15 protein-coding genes and 1 other RNA gene are annotated in these 17,708 nt (G+C 71.4%); 14 read left to right on the plus strand and 2 right to left on the minus strand.

All coding sequences use genetic code 11. From position 1 onward, the window contains the following. Window positions 1–32 precede the first annotated feature (32 nt). The gene (prfB, locus tag FHR36_RS16005) at window positions 33–1,142 is read left to right on the plus strand and encodes a peptide chain release factor 2 (RefSeq protein ID WP_253797893.1); all 1,110 of its coding nucleotides are present in this window, start codon (window positions 33–35) and stop codon (window positions 1,140–1,142) included. Between the two features lie 70 nt (window positions 1,143–1,212). Here prfB and FHR36_RS16010 read toward each other — a convergent pair whose 3' ends face one another. Further along, window positions 1,213–1,398: a hypothetical protein gene (locus FHR36_RS16010; protein ID WP_253797894.1), complete on the minus strand. Its 186-nt coding sequence runs from the start codon at window positions 1,396–1,398 to the stop codon at window positions 1,213–1,215. A 261-nt stretch (window positions 1,399–1,659) separates the two neighbouring features. Between FHR36_RS16010 and ftsE the strand changes: the two genes are divergently transcribed. The 10 genes from ftsE to FHR36_RS16060 all read left to right on the plus strand — a co-directional run bounded on the left by ftsE (window position 1,660) and on the right by FHR36_RS16060 (window position 13,249). Beyond that, the gene (ftsE, locus tag FHR36_RS16015) at window positions 1,660–2,349 is read left to right on the plus strand and encodes a cell division ATP-binding protein FtsE (RefSeq protein WP_035863161.1); all 690 of its coding nucleotides are present in this window, start codon (window positions 1,660–1,662) and stop codon (window positions 2,347–2,349) included. Window positions 2,350–2,359: 10 nt separating this feature from the next. Beyond that, the gene (gene ftsX, locus FHR36_RS16020; RefSeq protein WP_253797895.1) at window positions 2,360–3,268 is read left to right on the plus strand and encodes a permease-like cell division protein FtsX; all 909 of its coding nucleotides are present in this window, start codon (window positions 2,360–2,362) and stop codon (window positions 3,266–3,268) included. A 108-nt stretch (window positions 3,269–3,376) separates the two neighbouring features. Further along, window positions 3,377–4,477, plus strand: coding sequence for a S41 family peptidase (locus tag FHR36_RS16025; protein ID WP_253797896.1), 1,101 nt, complete (start codon window positions 3,377–3,379; stop codon window positions 4,475–4,477). Between the two features lie 69 nt (window positions 4,478–4,546). Further along, window positions 4,547–5,023, plus strand: coding sequence for an SsrA-binding protein SmpB (gene smpB, locus FHR36_RS16030; protein WP_253797897.1), 477 nt, complete (start codon window positions 4,547–4,549; stop codon window positions 5,021–5,023). Between the two features lie 93 nt (window positions 5,024–5,116). Then, window positions 5,117–5,495: a transfer-messenger RNA gene (gene ssrA / locus FHR36_RS16035) on the plus strand. A 191-nt stretch (window positions 5,496–5,686) separates the two neighbouring features. Further along, on the plus strand, window positions 5,687–7,036 hold the full coding sequence (locus FHR36_RS16040) for a nitrate/nitrite transporter (protein WP_253797898.1): 1,350 nt from the start codon (window positions 5,687–5,689) through the stop codon (window positions 7,034–7,036). A gap of 128 nt (window positions 7,037–7,164) precedes the next feature. Next, window positions 7,165–8,385, plus strand: a complete 1,221-nt coding sequence (locus FHR36_RS16045) for a uroporphyrinogen-III synthase (protein ID WP_253797899.1) — start codon at window positions 7,165–7,167, stop codon at window positions 8,383–8,385. Window positions 8,386–8,463: 78 nt separating this feature from the next. Beyond that, window positions 8,464–10,743 carry a HelD family protein gene (locus tag FHR36_RS16050; protein WP_253797900.1) on the plus strand — a complete coding sequence of 760 codons (2,280 nt, stop codon included), beginning with the start codon at window positions 8,464–8,466 and terminating at the stop codon, window positions 10,741–10,743. A gap of 317 nt (window positions 10,744–11,060) precedes the next feature. Further along, the gene (locus tag FHR36_RS16055) at window positions 11,061–12,536 is read left to right on the plus strand and encodes an NAD-dependent malic enzyme (RefSeq protein ID WP_253797901.1); all 1,476 of its coding nucleotides are present in this window, start codon (window positions 11,061–11,063) and stop codon (window positions 12,534–12,536) included. A gap of 431 nt (window positions 12,537–12,967) precedes the next feature. Beyond that, window positions 12,968–13,249 carry an HU family DNA-binding protein gene (locus tag FHR36_RS16060; protein WP_253797902.1) on the plus strand — a complete coding sequence of 94 codons (282 nt, stop codon included), beginning with the start codon at window positions 12,968–12,970 and terminating at the stop codon, window positions 13,247–13,249. A 96-nt stretch (window positions 13,250–13,345) separates the two neighbouring features. Here the strand turns inward: FHR36_RS16060 and murA are convergent, their stop codons facing one another. Continuing rightward, window positions 13,346–14,686, minus strand: a complete 1,341-nt coding sequence (gene murA, locus FHR36_RS16065) for a UDP-N-acetylglucosamine 1-carboxyvinyltransferase (RefSeq protein ID WP_253797903.1) — start codon at window positions 14,684–14,686, stop codon at window positions 13,346–13,348. Window positions 14,687–14,914: 228 nt separating this feature from the next. Here murA and FHR36_RS16070 point away from each other — a divergent pair, with 228 nt between their 5' ends. The 3 genes from FHR36_RS16070 (at window position 14,915) to FHR36_RS16080 (ending at window position 17,630) form a co-directional block, all read left to right on the plus strand. Next, window positions 14,915–15,484, plus strand: coding sequence for a YqgE/AlgH family protein (locus tag FHR36_RS16070; RefSeq protein ID WP_253797904.1), 570 nt, complete (start codon window positions 14,915–14,917; stop codon window positions 15,482–15,484). 60 nt (window positions 15,485–15,544) lie between these two features. Then, window positions 15,545–15,820, plus strand: coding sequence for a DUF3039 domain-containing protein (locus tag FHR36_RS16075; RefSeq protein ID WP_253797905.1), 276 nt, complete (start codon window positions 15,545–15,547; stop codon window positions 15,818–15,820). Between the two features lie 67 nt (window positions 15,821–15,887). After that, the gene (locus FHR36_RS16080) at window positions 15,888–17,630 is read left to right on the plus strand and encodes a beta-N-acetylhexosaminidase (RefSeq protein ID WP_253797906.1); all 1,743 of its coding nucleotides are present in this window, start codon (window positions 15,888–15,890) and stop codon (window positions 17,628–17,630) included. Window positions 17,631–17,708 lie beyond the last annotated feature (78 nt).

Consider the following 17,708-nt stretch of genomic DNA (forward strand, 5'->3'; position numbering starts at 1 on the left):
GAGTCGGGCCGCCGAGCCATTACGCTTGATGCGTGGCAGCCGTCGATCCTTCCGAAGAGCTCAAGAACCTCGAGTCGACCATGGGGTCGATCGAGGCCGTCCTCGACCTGGACAAGATCCGGGCCGACATTGCGACCCTGGAGGAGGAGGCAGCCGCCCCGACCCTCTGGGACGACCTCGCGAACGCCCAGAAGGTCACCAGTCGGCTCTCCTTCCTCCAGGGTGAGTTGCGCAAGTTCGAGACCCTGCGCGGCCGGGTCGACGACCTGGCGGTGCTCTTCGAGCTGGCCGAGTCGGAGGACGACGCGGACACCCGCGCCGAGGCCGAGTCCGAGCTGGAGTCCGTCAAGAAGGCCGTCGAGGAGCTGGAGGTCCGTACCCTCCTCTCCGGCGAGTACGACGCCCGCGAGGCCCTGGTCAACATCCGCGCCGAGGCCGGTGGCGTGGACGCCGCCGACTTCGCCGAGCAGCTGATGCGCATGTACCTGCGCTGGGCCGAGCGGCACGGCTACCCGACCGAGGTCTACGACACCTCGTACGCGGAAGAGGCCGGCATCAAGTCCGCGACCTTCACCGTGAAGGCCCCGTACGCGTACGGCACCCTCTCGGTCGAGCAGGGCACCCACCGCCTGGTGCGCATCTCGCCGTTCGACAACCAGGGCCGCAGGCAGACCTCGTTCGCCGGTGTCGAGGTGCTCCCGGTCGTCGAGCAGTCCGACCACGTCGACATCGACGAGGGCGAGCTGCGGATCGACGTGTACCGCGCCTCCGGCCCCGGCGGCCAGGGCGTCAACACCACCGACTCCGCGGTGCGCATCACCCACCTCCCGACCGGCATCGTGGTCTCCTGCCAGAACGAGCGCTCGCAGATCCAGAACAAGGCCTCGGCGATGAACGTCCTCCAGGCCAAGCTGCTGGAGCGGCGCCGCCAGGAGGAGAAGGCCGCGATGGACGCGCTGAAGGACAGCGGTTCGTCCTGGGGCAACCAGATGCGCTCCTACGTCCTGCACCCGTACCAGATGGTGAAGGACCTGCGGACCGAGTTCGAGGTCGGCAACCCGCAGGGCGTGCTGGACGGCGACATCGACGGTTTCATCGAAGCCGGCATCCGCTGGCGCAAGCAGCGGGAGACCGCGAGCTGACCGTAGTCATGGGAAAGCCCCGGAGCCTTGTGGCTCCGGGGCTTTCCCGTGGACGGGGACCGGTCTGCGGTCAGCGGACCAGAAGGGCCAGCGCCAGCAGGGCCGCAGTCAGCAGGGCCAGCAGCATCGCCGGGCTGAGCGCGGCGAACGGGCCCTGCTGCTCCTGCAGCCGGGCGCGGTTGGCGCGGCACACCGGACACCGGCCGTCGCTCACGCGGCCGTTGCAGTTGGCGCACACCAGATGGTCGCATGTCATGCGATCTCCTCCTTGCTGCTACAGCCAACGCGCCGGAGGCGACTTTGGTTCCGACTCTCTCCACTCTGCCAGGTTCCGAACCCTTCGGCCCCCGGAGGGGAAGGGTTACCCCGCTGTGACATCCATCGCAATTTTCGGGGCAAACCAGATCGATACCTGACGAAACCACGGCCAGTAGCGGGCCGTGGACTGCGGGTGCTCATCGGACTCGCGTAAGGTCACTGGCTCCGATCCACCTAGGATGGCCCCCGTGATGCAGCCGTGATCAGATTCGACAACGTCTCCAAGACCTATCCCAAGCAGAACCGTCCTGCCCTGGACAACGTCTCGCTGGAGATCGAGAAGGGCGAGTTCGTCTTCCTGGTCGGCTCGTCCGGCTCCGGAAAGTCGACGTTTCTGCGCCTGTGCCTTCGCGAGGAGCGGCCGAGCACCGGTGCGGTCCACGTGCTGGGCAAGGACCTCGGCAAGCTGTCCAACTGGAAGGTGCCGCACATGCGGCGCCAGCTGGGCACGGTCTTCCAGGACTTCCGCCTGCTCCCCAACAAGACGGTGGGGCAGAACGTCGCCTTCGCCCTCGAGGTGATCGGCAAGCCCAAGAGTGCCATCAACAAGGTGGTGCCCGAGGTGCTCGACCTCGTCGGCCTCGGCGGCAAGGAGGACCGGATGCCCGGCGAGCTCTCGGGTGGTGAGCAGCAGCGTGTGGCCATCGCCCGCGCCTTCGTGAACCGTCCGATGCTGCTGATCGCCGACGAGCCCACCGGTAACCTCGACCCGCAGAACTCGGTCGGCATCATGAAGCTGCTCGACCGGATCAACCGGACCGGTACCACCGTGCTGATGGCCACCCACGACCAGGCCATCGTCGACCAGATGCGCAAGCGCGTCATCGAGCTCGACAAGGGTCTCCTGGTCCGCGACCAGGCCCGCGGCGTCTACGGCTACCAGAGCTAGGAAGAGAAGCATGCGCGCCCAGTTCGTTCTGTCGGAGATCGGTGTCGGTCTCCGCCGCAACCTGACGATGACCATCGCGGTCGTCGTCAGTGTCGCGCTGTCGCTCGCCCTCGCCGGTGCCTCGCTGCTGGTCCGCGACCAGGTCAACTCCATGAAGGGGTACTGGTACGACAAGGTCGAGGTGAGCATCTACTTCTGCACCAAGGCGGACCAGCACGGTTCGCCGCAGTGCTCGACCGGTGCGGCCACCGACGACCAGGTCAAGGACGTGAAGAGCCAGCTGGACAAGATGCCCCTGGTGCAGAGCGCGACCTACGAGAGCTCCGCCGAGGCCTTCCAGCGCTTCAAGCAGACCAACCCGGACAACCCGCTGCTGGCCGCGGTGGGTGCGGAGTCCATGCCGCAGTCCTGGCGGGTCAAGCTCACCGACCCCACCCGGTACGACGTGATCCAGAGCGCCTTCGCCGGCAAGGCGGGCGTGAAGTCGGTCGAGGACCAACGCAAGATCCTGGAGAACCTCTTCGGCCTGCTGAACGGCCTGCAGACCGCGGCGTTCGTGATCATGGTGTTGATGCTCTTCGTTGCGTTGCTGCTGATCGTCAACACCGTTCGGGTGTCGGCGTTCAGCCGACGGCGCGAGACCGGGATCATGCGCCTGGTCGGTGCGTCCAACTTCTATGTACAGATGCCGTTCATCGCCGAGGCCGCGTTCGCCGCGCTGCTCGGCGCGGCGCTGGCCTCCGTGCTGCTGCTGGGCGGGCACTTCTTCGTCCAGGGCTGGCTGGCCAAGAAGGTGCTGTTCATCCACTTCATCGGCCTGTCCTCGGTGCTGGCGGTCATCCCGCTGCTGGTCGTGGTGGGTATGGGCATGGCCGGCATCGCGGCCTTCTTCACCCTCCGCAAGTACCTCAAGGTCTGACGGAACGTCACAGCAGCCCCGGACGGCAGTGCGCCGTCCGGGGCTGCTGCGTGTCCGTCCCTTCCGGTTCGACGGTTCCCGGGCCGCGGGCCGCCTAGACTCCTGGGCATGCCGACAGCACAGCGGGTCCGACAGGGAGCGACGCTCAGCCTGCTGTTCGGCGCCGTGCTGCTGGCAGGCGCCGCCGCCGGCGCCTGGGGCGAACCCGTCGGCTTACCGCAGAGCCGCTCCGGCGACAGCACCCGGCTCGCCGCCCAGGACCTCAACGGCGCCGCCCTCAGCCCGGCCCAGGCCGAACGGCTGGTCGGGGAGAGCGGCGACAGGTGGGCCGCCTACCTGAGCCCCGAGGAGTACGCCGACTTCACCGGCGGCCGCTACCCCGGCGTCGGCCTCTCCGTCGAGCGCACCGGCGGCGCCACCACCGTCTCCGACGTGGTCCCCGGCGGCCCCGCCGCGTCCGCCGGGATCGCCGTCGGCGACCGGCTGCTGAGCATCGACGGCGCCTCGGCCGACCAGCTGCCCGTCACCGACCTGGTCTCCCGGTTGCGCGGCGAGCGGGCCGGCACGGCGGTCGCGCTCGCGGTCCGGCGGGCGGACGGGCCGGTCCGCGAGGTGTCGCTCAACCGGGCCGAACTGGCCGTCCGCGAGGTCGTGGTCGACCACCCGCGGCCCGGCGTGGTGCGGATCGCCGTCCGGGCGTTCACCTCCGGGGTCGCCGAGCAGGTGCGGCAGGCCGCGCAGGGCGCCCAGGGCGTGGTGCTCGATCTGCGGGGCAGCTCCGGCGGGCTGGTTCAGGAGGCCGTCGCCACCGCCTCGCTCTTCCTCGACGGCGGCCCGGTCGCCTCGTACCAGGTGCAGGGCTCGACCCGGGAGCTGACCGCGGCGCCCGGCGGGGACACCGCGACGCCGCTGGTGGTGCTGGTCGACGGCGGCACCATGAGCTCCGCCGAACTGCTCGCGGGCGCCCTGCAGGACCGCTGCCGGGCCGTCCTGGTCGGCTCCCGCACCTTCGGCAAGGCCAGCGTCCAGCAGCCCACCCGGCTCGCCGACGGCTCCGTCCTCGAACTCACCGTCGGCCACTACGCCACCCCCGCCGGCCGCTCCCCGGACGGCACCGGCCTGCTGCCCGACGTCCCCGTCCACCCCGCCGAACCCGCCGACGACCTGGCCCTGCGCGTCCTCGCCGGCCTGCGCACCCGCAACACGTAGCCGGGCGCGCCGCGCGGGGCGTAAAGGGCTGTCCGGGCGGGTCGGCGGGGTGCGAGAATGGCCAGCGCTATGGCAAAGGAAACGGGTAAGAAGCTGGTCGCGCAGAACAAGAAGGCGCGACACGAGTACACCATCCTGGACACCTACGAGTGCGGCATGGTGCTCACCGGTACCGAGGTGAAGTCCCTGCGCGAGGGCCGGGCGAACCTGGTGGACGGCTACGCGTACATCCAGGGCGGCGAGGCGTGGATCGACAACGTCTTCATCCCCGAGTACGCCCAGGGGACGTGGACCAACCACTCCGCGCGCCGCAAGCGCAAGCTGCTGCTGCACAAGCTGGAGATCCGCAAGATCGAGTCCAAGGTCAAGGAGACCGGCCACACCCTGGTGCCGCTCTCACTGTACTTCAAGGACGGGCGGGCCAAGCTGGAGCTGGCGCTCGCGGTCGGCAAGAAGCTGTACGACAAGCGGCAGACCCTGCGCGAGCGGCAGGACAGGCGCGAGTCCGACCGCGCGGTGGCGGCCGCCCGGCGCCGCCAGCGTTAATCTGCTTGGCGCTCGCCGGTCACGGCGCGTACCATGTGTCCAGCAACGACACCGGAGGGTCCGTCCCTCCGGCGCAGTTTGTCAAATGAACATGGGGATGATCGGTTTCGACAGTGGCAGTCGAAACAGGAGAAGCGAGCCGAGGAATGCGGCCATGATCTCGTTAACCACAGGTCGCAAAAATATAATCGCCAACTCTAAGCGCGATTCCCAGCAGTTCGCTCTCGCAGCCTGATCTGCGAAAGTGAATGGGTGTCAGCCCGGGGCGTTCCCGACCCGGATCCTGGCATAATCTAGGGAACTCAACCCGCCGCTCGGGCTGCGAGGGCGGTGGGGAAATCAAACAGCAGCTGGGCCTGTTGGCGGCTTGTCCGCGTGACCGCCAGGGCCGAGAAAAGCACAGCGGACTGCGCTCGGAGAAGTCCTGAATCCACTCCATTGGACCCGGGTTCGATTCCCGGCATCTCCACAACCCCATGTGCGACGCAGAGCCGTCCTCCGCTCCGGAGGGCGGCTCCGTTGCGTTTCGGGCCCCTCACACCGGTGGGGCGTAGCGGGTGAGAGAACCGTTCCGCAAGCGTCATCCTGCGGATTCTCCTCGAAACCCCGCTCTCCTACCGTCGGTGGTCGACAGGGAGAGGCGCCGTCCGCAAGGGGTGACTGATGAGAACGAGTGCACGCTGGATCCAGGAATGGGACCCGGAGGACACGGCTTTCTGGGAGCGCACCGGAAAGCGGACCGCCAACCGCAACCTGCTGTTCTCGGTGCTCTCCGAGCACATCGGCTTCTCGATCTGGAGCCTGTGGTCGGTGATGGTGCTCTTCATGGGCAAGCCGTACCACGTCGACCCGGCCGGCAAGTTCTTCCTGGTCGCGATGCCGACCCTGGTCGGAGCGTTCGTCCGGATCCCGTACACGGTCGCGGTGGCCAGGTTCGGCGGCCGGAACTGGACGATCGTCTCGGCGGTGCTGCTGCTGGTGCCGACCCTGGCGGCCGCGTACGTGATGCACCCGGGCACCTCGTACACCACGTTCATGGTGGTGGCCGCGCTGACCGGGGTCGGCGGCGGCAACTTCGCCTCCTCGATGACCAACATCAACGCCTTCTTCCCGATGCGCCGCAAGGGCTGGGCGCTGGGCCTGAACGCGGGCGGCGGCAACATCGGCGTGCCGGTGATCCAGCTGGTCGCGCTGGCGGTGATCACCTGGGCGGGGGCGAACTCGCCGCGGCTGGTGCTGGGCATCTACCTGCCGCTGATCGTGGTGTCGGCGACCTGCGCGGCGCTGTTCATGGACAACCTGGCGCCGATGAAGTCCGACACCGGTGCGCTGGCGGCGACGCTGCGCGAGAAGCACACCTGGCTGATGTCGGTGCTCTACATCGGCTCCTTCGGCTCGTTCATCGGCTTCTCCTTCGCCTTCGGCCTGGTCCTGCAGAACCAGTTCGGCCGGACCCCGCTGGAGGCCGCCCAGCTGACCTTCATCGGCCCGCTGCTCGGCTCGCTGATCCGCCCGCTCGGCGGCTGGCTGGCCGACCGGCACGGCGGCGCCCGGATCACCTTCTGGAACTTCGTCACCATGGCGGCCGCGGCGGGCGTGGTCACCTACGCCTCCTCGGTGCGCTCGCTGCCGGTGTTCCTGGTCGGCTTCATCGGCCTGTTCGTCTTCGCGGGCGTCGGCAACGGTTCGACGTACAAGATGATCCCGGGCATCTTCGACGCCAAGGCGCAGGACCGGATCGCGGCCGGTGAGAGCCAGGAGGCGGCGGCCGCCTGGTCGCGGCGGATGTCCGGCGCGGCGATCGGCGTGATCGGCGCGGTGGGCGCGCTCGGCGGCCTGTTCATCAACCTGGCGTTCCGGCAGTCCTTCCTGGACACCGGCAGCGGCACCCCGGCCTTCGCCTCCTTCCTGGTCGCCTACGCGGTCTGCTTCGCCCTGACCTGGGCCGTCTACCTGCGCCGGCCCACCGCGGCGCCGGACGCCGAGCGCGCCGTGGCCCTGGCCCGCACCTGACCTGACCTGCACCCGACACCCCCGGATCGGCCCCGACCTGCTGAAACACGGCGGTAATCGGACCGACCCGGGGGTGTGACGGCATCACGGGACGATGGCCGTCCACCCACCTGAAGGACCCCTGAGCCATGGCCGACCTGACCGACCGCCAGCCGTCCGACTCCGTGCCGACCGCCTCCGCACCGCCCCGGCCCGCGCCGCCCGAGGCGGGATCGCCCACCGAGGCCGCCCCGCCGCTGTCCGGCTGGACCATCGGCATCACCGCCGCCCGCCGCGCCGACGAGCTCGCCGCCCTGCTGCAGCGCCGCGGCGCCACCGTGCTGCGCGCGCCCGCGCTGCGGATCGTCCCGCTCGCGGACGACACCGAGCTGCTCGCCGCCACCCGGGACCTGGTCGCCGCCCCGCCGGACCTGGCGGTCGCCACCACCGGCATCGGCTTCCGCGGCTGGATCGAGGCCGCCGAGGGCTGGGGCCTGGGCGACGACCTGATCGCCACCCTCGGCAAGGCCCGGGTGCTGGCCCGCGGCCCCAAGGCCAAGGGCGCCATCCGGGCGGCCGGCCTGCGCGAGGAGTGGTCGCCGGACTCGGAGTCCTCGGTGGAGGTGCTGGAGCACCTGCTGGAGCAGGGCGTGGACGGCCGGCGGATCGCCGTCCAGCTGCACGGCGCCCCGCTGCGGGACTTCGTCGAGTCGCTCCGGGCGGCCGGCGCCGAGGTGGTGGAGGTGCCGGTCTACCGCTGGCTGCCGCCGGCCGACCCCGGCCCGCTGGACCGCCTGCTGGACGCCTGCTGCAGCGGCGCGCTGGACGCCGTCACCTTCACCAGCGCCCCCGCCGCGATCAGCCTGCTGGCCCGAGCCGCCGAGCGCGGCCTGAGCGCCGAGCTGCTGCACGCCCTGCGCCGCGACGTCCTGCCGGTGTGCGTCGGACCGGTCACCGCGGCCCCGCTGGAGGAGAACGACGTCCCCACCGTCTGGCCGGAGCGGATGCGGCTGGGCGCCATGGTGCAGACCCTCACCGCCCGGCTGCCCGACCGGGCCCGCCGGCTCGCGGTCGCCGGACACACCCTGGAGCTGCGCGGCCAGGCCGCCCTGGTCGACGGCGAGCTGCGGCCCGTCCCGCCGGCCGGGATGGCGCTGCTGCGGGCGCTCGCCCGGCGTCCCGGCTGGGTGGTGCCGCGGGCCGAGCTGCTGCGGGCGCTGCCGGGCAGCGGCGACGACGAACACGCGGTGGAGACCGCGATGGCCCGGCTGCGGGCGGCCCTCGGTGTCCCGGGCCTGATCGCCACGGTGGTCAAGCGCGGCTACCGGCTGGCGGTGGACCCGGTGGCCGACCCCGGCGCGAACCACTGATCCGCTGCCCCGGGAGGCGACGGCGCGGGTAGGATCTTCCGTCCGCCGTTTTCGTTTCACCGCACCACTGGGGTCTTCTTGGGAGCGCACAGCACCGACACCGTCCGCGACCGCGAGATCGCGGAGGAACAGCGCCACCTCGACACCGTCTACCGGCGGCTGGAGGAGAAGCTCGCCGAGGCCGAGTACATCCTGGAGGACGCCGCCAAGCGCGTGCAGGTCGGTACGCCCGGCGCGCTGGCCGAGCGCGACGCCCAGGTGTACCGGGCCGGCGCGCACCTGCAGCGGCTCAACAACGAGTTCGAGGACTTCCTGTTCGGCCGGATCGACCTCCAGCAGGCGGACGCCCCGGAGGAGCACGGCATCCCCTCGCAGACCCCGCTCGACCCGAGCGACCCGGCCGTCGCGGAGACCCTGCACATCGGCCGCCTGGGCGTGCTGGACGCCGAGTACGGCCCGCTGGTGATCGACTGGCGGGCCCCGGCCGCCGCGCCCTTCTACCGGGCCACCCCGCTGGAGCCCGGCCGGGTGATCCGTCGCCGGGTGATCCGCTCCAAGGGCCGCCGGGTGATCGGCGTCGAGGACGACCTGCTGCGCCCCGACCTCAGCCCCACGCTGGACGGCACCGAGCTGGCCGTGATCGGCGACGGCGCGCTGATGGCCTCGCTCGGCCGCGCCCGCAGCCACTCGATGCGCGACATCGTCTCCTCGATCCAGAAGGAGCAGGACGAGGTCATCCGGGCCGCCGCGGCCGGCGCCACCCTGGTCACCGGCGGCCCCGGCACCGGCAAGACCGCGGTCGCCCTGCACCGGGCCGCCTTCCTGCTCTACCAGGACCGCCGCCGCTACGCGGGCGGCATCCTGGTGGTCAGCCCCACCCCGCTGCTGGTCTCGTACACCGAGGGCGTGCTGCCCTCGCTCGGCGAGGAGGGCCAGGTGGCGATCCGCGCCGTCGGCTCGCTGGTCGACGGCATCGAGGCGGGCCGCTACGACACCCCCGAGACCGCCCGGGTCAAGGGCTCGGGGCGGATGGTGCAACTGCTGCGCCGGGCCGCCCGGGCCGCCCTGGAGATCGGCGCGCCGACCGAGCTCAAGGTCTTCGCCCGCGGCCAGGCGCTGCGGCTGGACGCGGGCCGGCTGAAGGCCGTCCGGGGCAACGTGGTGGGCAGCGGCGGCACCCCGCTCAACCTGCTCCGCCCGCGCGCCCGCCGGCTGCTGCTGGACGCGCTCTGGCAGGAGGCCGTCCGGCACCTGCCCAAGCCGCAGACGCACGCGGAGCGGGAGCAGCGCCAGGACGAGCGGGAGTCCTTCGACGACTACGTCGGTGACGAGGCGCCCTTCCTGGACTTCCTGGACGCCTGGTGGCCCGCGCTCACCCCGCGCCGGGTGCTGGCCTCGCTGAAGCAGACCCGGCACACCAACCGGATCGCCCGCCGGGCGGTCACCCCGGACGAGGCCCGGCTGCTGGCCGGGTCCTGGCGCCACCTGTCCGAGCGCGGCGAGGGCGAGCTGTCGGCGCACGACGTGGCGCTGGTGGACGAGCTGCAGCTGCTGCTCGGCGAGCCGGCCCGGCCCAAGGTGCGCGAGGTGGACGCGGTCGACCTGCTGTCCGGCCTGGACGAGGTCACCACGTACGCGGACCGGATGGCCCGCCAGCGCGAGCGCGAGCCGGTGGAGCGGCGCGAGTACGCGCACGTCATCGTGGACGAGGCGCAGGACCTCACGCCGATGCAGTGGCGGATGATCGGCCGCCGGGCCCGGATGGCGACCTGGACCATCGTCGGTGACCCGGCGCAGTCCTCCTGGCCGTTCCCGGAGGAGGCGCAGGCGGCGATGGACGAGGTGCTGTCCGGCAAGCCGCGCCGCCGCCACACGCTGACCGTGAACTACCGCAACCCGGCCGAGATCGCCGAGGTGGCGGCCAAGGTGCTGGCGCTGGCGGCGCCGGGCACCCCGTCGCCGAGCGCGGTGCGCCACGTGGGCGTGGAGCCGCGCTTCGCGGCCGTCCGCGAGCCGGAGCCGGCGGCCTTCGGCGCGGCCGCCCGGGCCGAGCTGGAGCGGCTGCTGGGCGAGGTGGACGGCACCGTGGCCGTGGTGGTCCCGATGGACCGCCGGGCCGAGGCGGCCGGCTGGACCGAGGGCCTGGGCGAGCGCGTGGTGGCCCTGGGCAGCCTGGAGGCCAAGGGTCTGGAGTACGACGCCACCGTGGTGGCCGACCCGACCGGCATCGCCGGCGAGTCCGAGGCGGGCCTGCGGGTGCTGTACGTGGCGCTGACCCGGGCCACCCAGCGGCTCACCGTGCTCTCCGGCCCGGACGACCTGCCGGACGCCGGCGGGGTGCCCGCGCTGCTGCACTGAGGCCGGGAGCCCGGCGGACACGACGAAGGCCCCTCACCACCAGGTGAGGGGCCTTCACACGCTTATGACACCGACCCGCCATGCTCGCCTCGCGGCAAGTGGTCCCTCGTAGGGACGAAGGTTGGGCCCGGGGGCTTGGATCGAGCCGGTGCCTTGTCCAATGTAACGCATCGCCTCGGGAGGGCAAGAAGGCTTGTCGGGTCCGCACACTCAATGAACGTTATTTCTGCCTACTCCTTGGTAGGTGCGACGATCGAGGTCTAGCATGCGGCAGCGAAGAGCTTCAACAAACTGTTGAATGAGGAAGAAGGACGTCGATGGCGACGGTGCCCAGTGTCTCCAACTCGATCACGGTCCGCCTGGAGGTCCCGGCCACCGGCAACGCCGTGAGCTCGATCACCACGGCCGTCGAGTCCTCCGGCGGGTCGGTCACCGGCCTCGACGTCACCGCCTCCGGCCTGGAGGCGCTGCGGATCGACGTGACCGTCGCCGCCGCCTCGGTCGCGCACGGCCAGGAGATCGTCGAGAAGCTCCGCGCGATCGACGGCGTGAGCATCGGCAAGGTCTCGGACCGTACCTTCCTGATGCACCTCGGCGGCAAGATCGAGATGTCCTCGAAGCTGCCGATCCGCAACCGTGACGACCTCTCGATGATCTACACCCCGGGTGTCGCCCGGGTCTGCCTGGCCATCGCCGAGAACCCCGAGGACGCCCGCCGCCTGACCATCAAGCGCAACAGCGTCGCCGTGGTCACCGACGGCTCCGCGGTGCTGGGCCTGGGCAACATCGGCCCCAAGGCCGCGCTGCCGGTGATGGAGGGCAAGGCGGCCCTGTTCAAGCGCTTCGCCGGGATCGACGCCTGGCCGATCTGCCTGGACACCCAGGACGCCGACGAGATCGTCGCCATCGTCAAGGCGATCGCCCCCGGCTTCGCCGGCATCAACCTGGAGGACATCTCCGCGCCGCGCTGCTTCGAGATCGAGGCCCGGCTGCGCGAGGCGCTGGACATCCCGGTCTTCCACGACGACCAGCACGGCACCGCGATCGTGGTGCTGGCGGCGCTGATGAACGCGCTGAAGGTGGTCGGCAAGGAGATCTCCGACATCCGCGTGGTGATGTCCGGCGCGGGCGCGGCCGGCACCGCGATCCTCAAGCTGCTGATGGCCGCCGGCGTGGAGCACGCCACCGTGGCGGACGTGCGCGGCGTGGTCCACCTGGGCCGCGACGACCTCAACGACAGCCTGCGCTGGATCGCCGAGAACACCAACCGCTCGGGCCGCACCGGCAGCCTCAAGGAGGCGGTGGCCGGCGCCGACGTCTTCATCGGCGTCTCCGCCCCGAACGTGCTGGACGGCGACGACCTGGCCACCATGGCCGACGACGCGATCGTGTTCGCGCTGGCCAACCCGGACCCGGAGGTCGACCCGGCGATCGCCCGCCAGACCGCCGCCGTGGTGGCCACCGGCCGCAGCGACTTCCCGAACCAGATCAACAACGTGCTGGTCTTCCCCGGCGTCTTCCGCGGCCTGCTGGACGCCCAGAGCCACACGGTCAACACCGACATGATGCTGGCCGCCGCGCGGGCCCTGTCCACCACGGTCGGTGCCGACCAGCTGAACCCGAACTACATCATCCCCAGCGTGTTCCACCCCGACGTCGCCAAGACCGTCGCGGCGGCCGTGCGGGACGCGGCGCTGGCCGCGCGCGGCGACCTGGAGGCGCCCCCGGCGAAGCCCACTGCGGGCATCGTGGGCACCCTGGACACCGCCTCGTTCCCCGCCGTTCAGCTGTAGGTCGGACCCCGCGTGAACCAAACCGCCGAGTAAACCGTCCTAGCCCTTGCGACACAAGGGCTAGGGGCGTGTTTGGGCTTGTCGGTGCCAGGGCGTACGGTAGCCCTGCGACGGGGCGGCGTGTCCGACAAGTACGGTACGTCCCACCACGCATGCGGCGTGTCGGCTCGACAGCCGCCCGTTCCGGTCCCTCCGGAGCCGACGGAGCGTCACAGTTCCGGCGGGCGGGCGCTGTTCGGGTCAACCACGCCGGAGCCCGATTGGCTTTCTCAGTGCCGGTCGGGGCAGGATTCGTACCCAGGCGGGCAGTTTGCGGCGCTTCGCGGTGCGAGGCCGGCCCCTGACCACCCCTCGCCTGAATGAGCAACGCGTACGGACGGGCCCGGCCCGGGTCCCCGTGCGCGGCATAGCAACAGACCACAGGAGTACACATGAACCGCAGTGAGCTGGTGGCCGCTCTGGCCGAGCGCGCCGAGGTGACCCGCAAGGACGCCGACGCGGTGCTGGCCGCCTTCGCCGAGATCACCGGCGAGGTCGTCGCCAAGGGCGACGAGAAGGTCACCATCCCCGGTTTCCTGACCTTCGAGCGCACCCTGCGTGCCGCCCGCACCGCCCGCAACCCGCAGACCGGCGAGCCGATCCAGATCGCCGCCGGCTACAGCGTCAAGGTCAGCGCCGGCTCGAAGCTCAAGGAAGCCGCCAAGGGCAAGTGACGCCCCCGGGCCCGCCCGTCAGCCGACGGGCGGGCCCGAACGCGACAGTGGCCGGTCTCCCCTCGGGGAGACCGGCCACTGCCGTCAGCAGGCCGCTCAGGCGGTGACGAGCGCCTCGGCGGGCAGCTCGACGTGGGCGCCCAGGTCGCGCAGCTTCGCCATGAAGTTCTCGTAGCCGCGGTTGATCAGGTCGATGCCGTGCACGGTCGAGGTGCCCTCGGCCGCCAGCGCCGCGATCAGGTACGAGAAGCCGCCGCGCAGGTCCGGGATGACCAGCTCGGAGCCGATCAGCTTGGACGGGCCGGAGACCACCGCGGAGTGCTTGAAGTTGCGGGCGCCGAAGCGGCAGGGGGTGCCGCCCAGGCACTCGCGGTACAGCTGGATGTGCGCGCCCATCTGGTTCAGCGCGCCGGTGAAGCCGAGCCGCGACTCGTACACCGTCTCGTGGACGATGGACAGGCCGGTGGCCTGGGTCAGCGCGACGACCAGCGGCTGCTGCCAGTCGGTCTGGAAGCCGGGGTGCACGTCGGTCTCCAGGGCGATCGCCTTGAGCTCGCCGCCCGGGTGCCAGAACCGGATGCCCTCGTCGTCGATCTCGAAGGCGCCGCCGACCTTCCGGAAGGTGTTCAGGAAGGTCATCATCGGGATCTGGTCGGCGCCGCGGACGTAGATGTCGCCCTTGGTGGCCAGCGCCGCGCACGCCCAGGAGGCCGCCTCCAGGCGGTCCGGCAGCGCCTTGTGGTTGTAGCCGCCCAGCTCGTCCACACCGGTGATCAGGATGGTGCGGTCGGTGCCCATGGTGATGATCGCGCCCATCTTCTGCAGCACGCAGATCAGGTCGACGATCTCCGGCTCGACGGCCGCGTTGCGCAGCTCGGTCACGCCCTCGGCGAGCACCGCGGTGAGCAGCACCTGCTCGGTCGCGCCGACCGAGGGGTAGGGCAGCTCGATCTTCGTGCCGCGCAGCCGCTGCGGGGCGACCAGGTAGGTGCCCTGCGGGTGCTTCTCGATGGTGGCGCCGAACTGGCGCAGCACCTCGAAGTGGAAGTCGACCGGGCGGCCGCCGATGTCGCAGCCGCCCAGGCCCGGGATGAAGGCGTGGCCGAGGCGGTGCAGCAGCGGGCCGCAGAACAGGATCGGGATCCGCGAGGAGCCGGCGTGGGCGTCGATGTCGGCGACGTTGGCGCTCTCCACGTGCGACGGGTCGAGGATCAGCTCGCCGTCCTCGTCGCCGGTGCGCACGGTCACGCCGTGCAGCTGCAGCAGGCCGCGGACGACCTTGACGTCCCGGATGTCCGGGACGTTGCGCAGGCGGCTCGGGCCCTGGCCCAGCAGTGCGGCGACCATGGCCTTGGGGACCAGGTTCTTGGCACCGCGGATCTGGATCTCGCCTTCGAGCGGGTTTCCGCCGTGGACCAGCAGGACGTCGTCGGTCATCGTTCTCGCAATCCGGGAGCGCAGGGGAGGTTTTCGGCTGCGGAGCAGAGGGAAAGGCCCTCCACCATCCATAGATGGTAGAGGGTGGGCGATTGGTTCCCGTGTGCCCTATTGGTGATCATGCTTCCCCGGGGGCCCGGAGCGCCGGATGAATGGGCCGTACGGGTGGCCGGACCGGGTTTCGTGTTGGGCGCCCGTTCGGGGACGGACTGGGGGATCATTGCATGCATGACCCCGGCCCTCTCGCACACCGGCCGACTGCTCGTCGCTACGCCCGTGCTGACCGACCCGAACTTCGCCCGAGCTGTGGTTCTGCTGCTGGACCACGACGCGCAGGGCGCGCTCGGCGTGGTGCTGAACCGTCCGACGCCGGTCGACATCGCGAGCGTGCTCGACGGCTGGGCGGACCTGGCCGGCCGGCCCTCGGTGGTCTTCCAGGGCGGCCCGGTGGCACTCGACTCGGCGCTGGCGATCGCGCTCGTCCCGGGTGAGGAGGGTCACGCCGAACCGCTCGGCTGGCGACGGGTGCACGGCGCGATCGGCCTGGTCGACCTGGAGGCCCCGCCGGAGGTGCTGGCCGGCGAGCTCGGCGGGCTGCGGGTGTTCGCCGGGTACTCGGGCTGGTCGCCCGGCCAGCTGGAGAACGAGCTGGAGGAAGGCGCCTGGTACCTGCTCGACTGCGAGCCCGGGGACGTCTTCAGCCCGGACCCGGAGCGGCTGTGGCGGACGGTGCTGCGCCGCCAGCGCGGCCCGCTGGCGATGCTCGCCACGTACCCGGACGACCCGACGATGAACTGAAACTCACCCGTTGTGCGCTTACTGGCCGCCTTCTCGGCGGTCCCCATAGACTTGGCACCCATGAGCACTCTTGAGCCCGAGCGCGGCCTCGGCACCGGCACCCTGGTCGAGCCCGTCCCGCAGACCTCGCACGGCGACGGCGACCACGAGCGCTTTGCGCACTACGTCCAGAAGGACAAGATCATGGAGAGCGCCCTGTCGGGCTCTCCCGTGGTGGCCCTGTGCGGCAAGGTCTGGGTGCCCGGGCGCGACCCCAAGAAGTACCCGGTCTGCCCGATGTGCAAGGAGATCTACGAGGGTCTCAACACCCCCGAGGGCGGCGACGACAAGAGCTGACCCGGTCCGGCGGGCCACTCGTGCAGTGGTCTATGCCAATCCGGGACGGCGGGGCAGGATGGTCCGCATGGACCTCATCCCTGCCCCGCGGCGTTTCCGGGCCCTGCCCGAGCCGGCGTTCACCCTCGGACCCGACACCGGCGTCCGGGTCGGTCCCGGCACCGGGCGGGCCGCCCGCCGGCTGCGCGCCGAGCTGGGCGCGGCCACCGGCTTCGACCTCGACCCGGCGTCCGACGGCCGGATCGAACTGGCCCTCGACCCCGCGCTCGGCGCGGAGGCGTACCGGCTGGAGTCCGGACCGGACGGGATCCGGCTGACCGGCGGCGCGGAGGCGGGCCTCGGCCACGCCCTGCAGACCCTGCGGCAGTTGCTCGGCCCCGCGGCCCTGCGCCGCGCACCGCTGCCGGGCACCCGCTGGGAGGTCCCCGCCGTGCGGATCGAGGACGCCCCGCGCTTCGGCTGGCGCGGCGCCCTGCTGGACGTCTCCCGGCACTTCCTGCCCAAGGCGGACGTGCTGCGCTTCCTCGACCAGCTCGCCGCCCACAAGCTCAACGTGCTCCACCTGCACCTCACCGACGACCAGGGCTGGCGGATCGAGATCCGGCGCCACCCGCGGCTCACCGAGGTCGGCGCCTGGCGGGAGCGCTCGATGGTCGGCTTCCGCGCCGCCGACCGCCGCGACGACCGCCCGCACGGCGGCTACTACACCCAGGACGACCTGCGCGAGATCGTCGCGTACGCCGCCGAGCGGCAGATCGCCGTCGTCCCCGAGATCGACCTGCCCGGCCACGCCCAGGCCGCCATCGCCGCCTACCCCGAGCTCGGCAACACCGATGTGGTGGACACCGCCGCCCTCGGCGTCTGGACCGACTGGGGCGTCAACCCCAACGTGCTGAACGTCTCCGACGCCACCCTGTGCTTCGTCGAGGAGGTGCTGGAGGAGGTCCTGGAGATCTTCCCGTCCACCTTCGTCCACCTCGGCGGCGACGAGTGCCCCAAGGACCAGTGGAAGGCCAGCCCCGCCGCCCAGGCCCGGATCAAGGAGCTCGGCCTCGCCGACGAGGACGAGCTGCAGAGCTGGTTCATCCGCCACTTCGACCGCTGGCTGGCCGAGCGCGGCCGCCGCCTGATCGGCTGGGACGAGATCCTCGAGGGTGGGTTGGCCATTGCGGCCGAGCCGAAGGCTGCGCCGGTGCCGAGAGAGACGAGTGACAAGCGACCGAGGAACGAGGGAGCGCCGGAGCGAGGAACGTCGGCGCCGGACCGGGAGCAGCCGGAGGTGAGGCCGCGGTCACGGGCTGCGGTCTCCTCCTGGCGCGGCTACGCGGGCGGGGTGGCCGCCGCGAAGGCCGGGCACGACGTGGTGATGTGCCCCGAGCAGCACGTCTACCTCGACCACCGGCAGGCGGCGGGGGAGGACGAGCCGATCCCGGTCGGTTACGTGCGCACCCTGGAGGACGTCTACCGCTTCGAGCCGCTCCCGCCCGAGCTGACCGCGCTCGACGACGGCGGGGCCGCCGCCGCCCACGTCATCGGTGTCCAGGCCAACCTGTGGACCGAGTTCATGGACGACGCCCGGGACGTCGACTACCGCGCCTTCCCCCGGCTCGCCGCCTTCGCCGAGGTCGCCTGGTCCGACCTGCCGCGCGACCCGGCCGCCCGGGACTGGGCCGGCTTCGAGCGCCGGGCCGCCGCCCACTACGCCCGGCTGGACGCCCTCGGCGTCGAGTACCGCCACCCGGCCGGACCGCGCCCCTGGCAGCGCCGTCCCGGCGTGCTCGGCCGCCCGATCGACGCCCGTCCCGAGTGACCCGGGGAACTCCGGATACGGACCCCACGTCGTGATCGGATGAACAGCCGATCACGCGTACAACGGCTTGGACGCATT

Origin of the sequence: Kitasatospora cinereorecta (assembly GCF_024172095.1) — a bacterium.
GTDB lineage: Bacteria > Actinomycetota > Actinomycetes > Streptomycetales > Streptomycetaceae > Kitasatospora > Kitasatospora cinereorecta.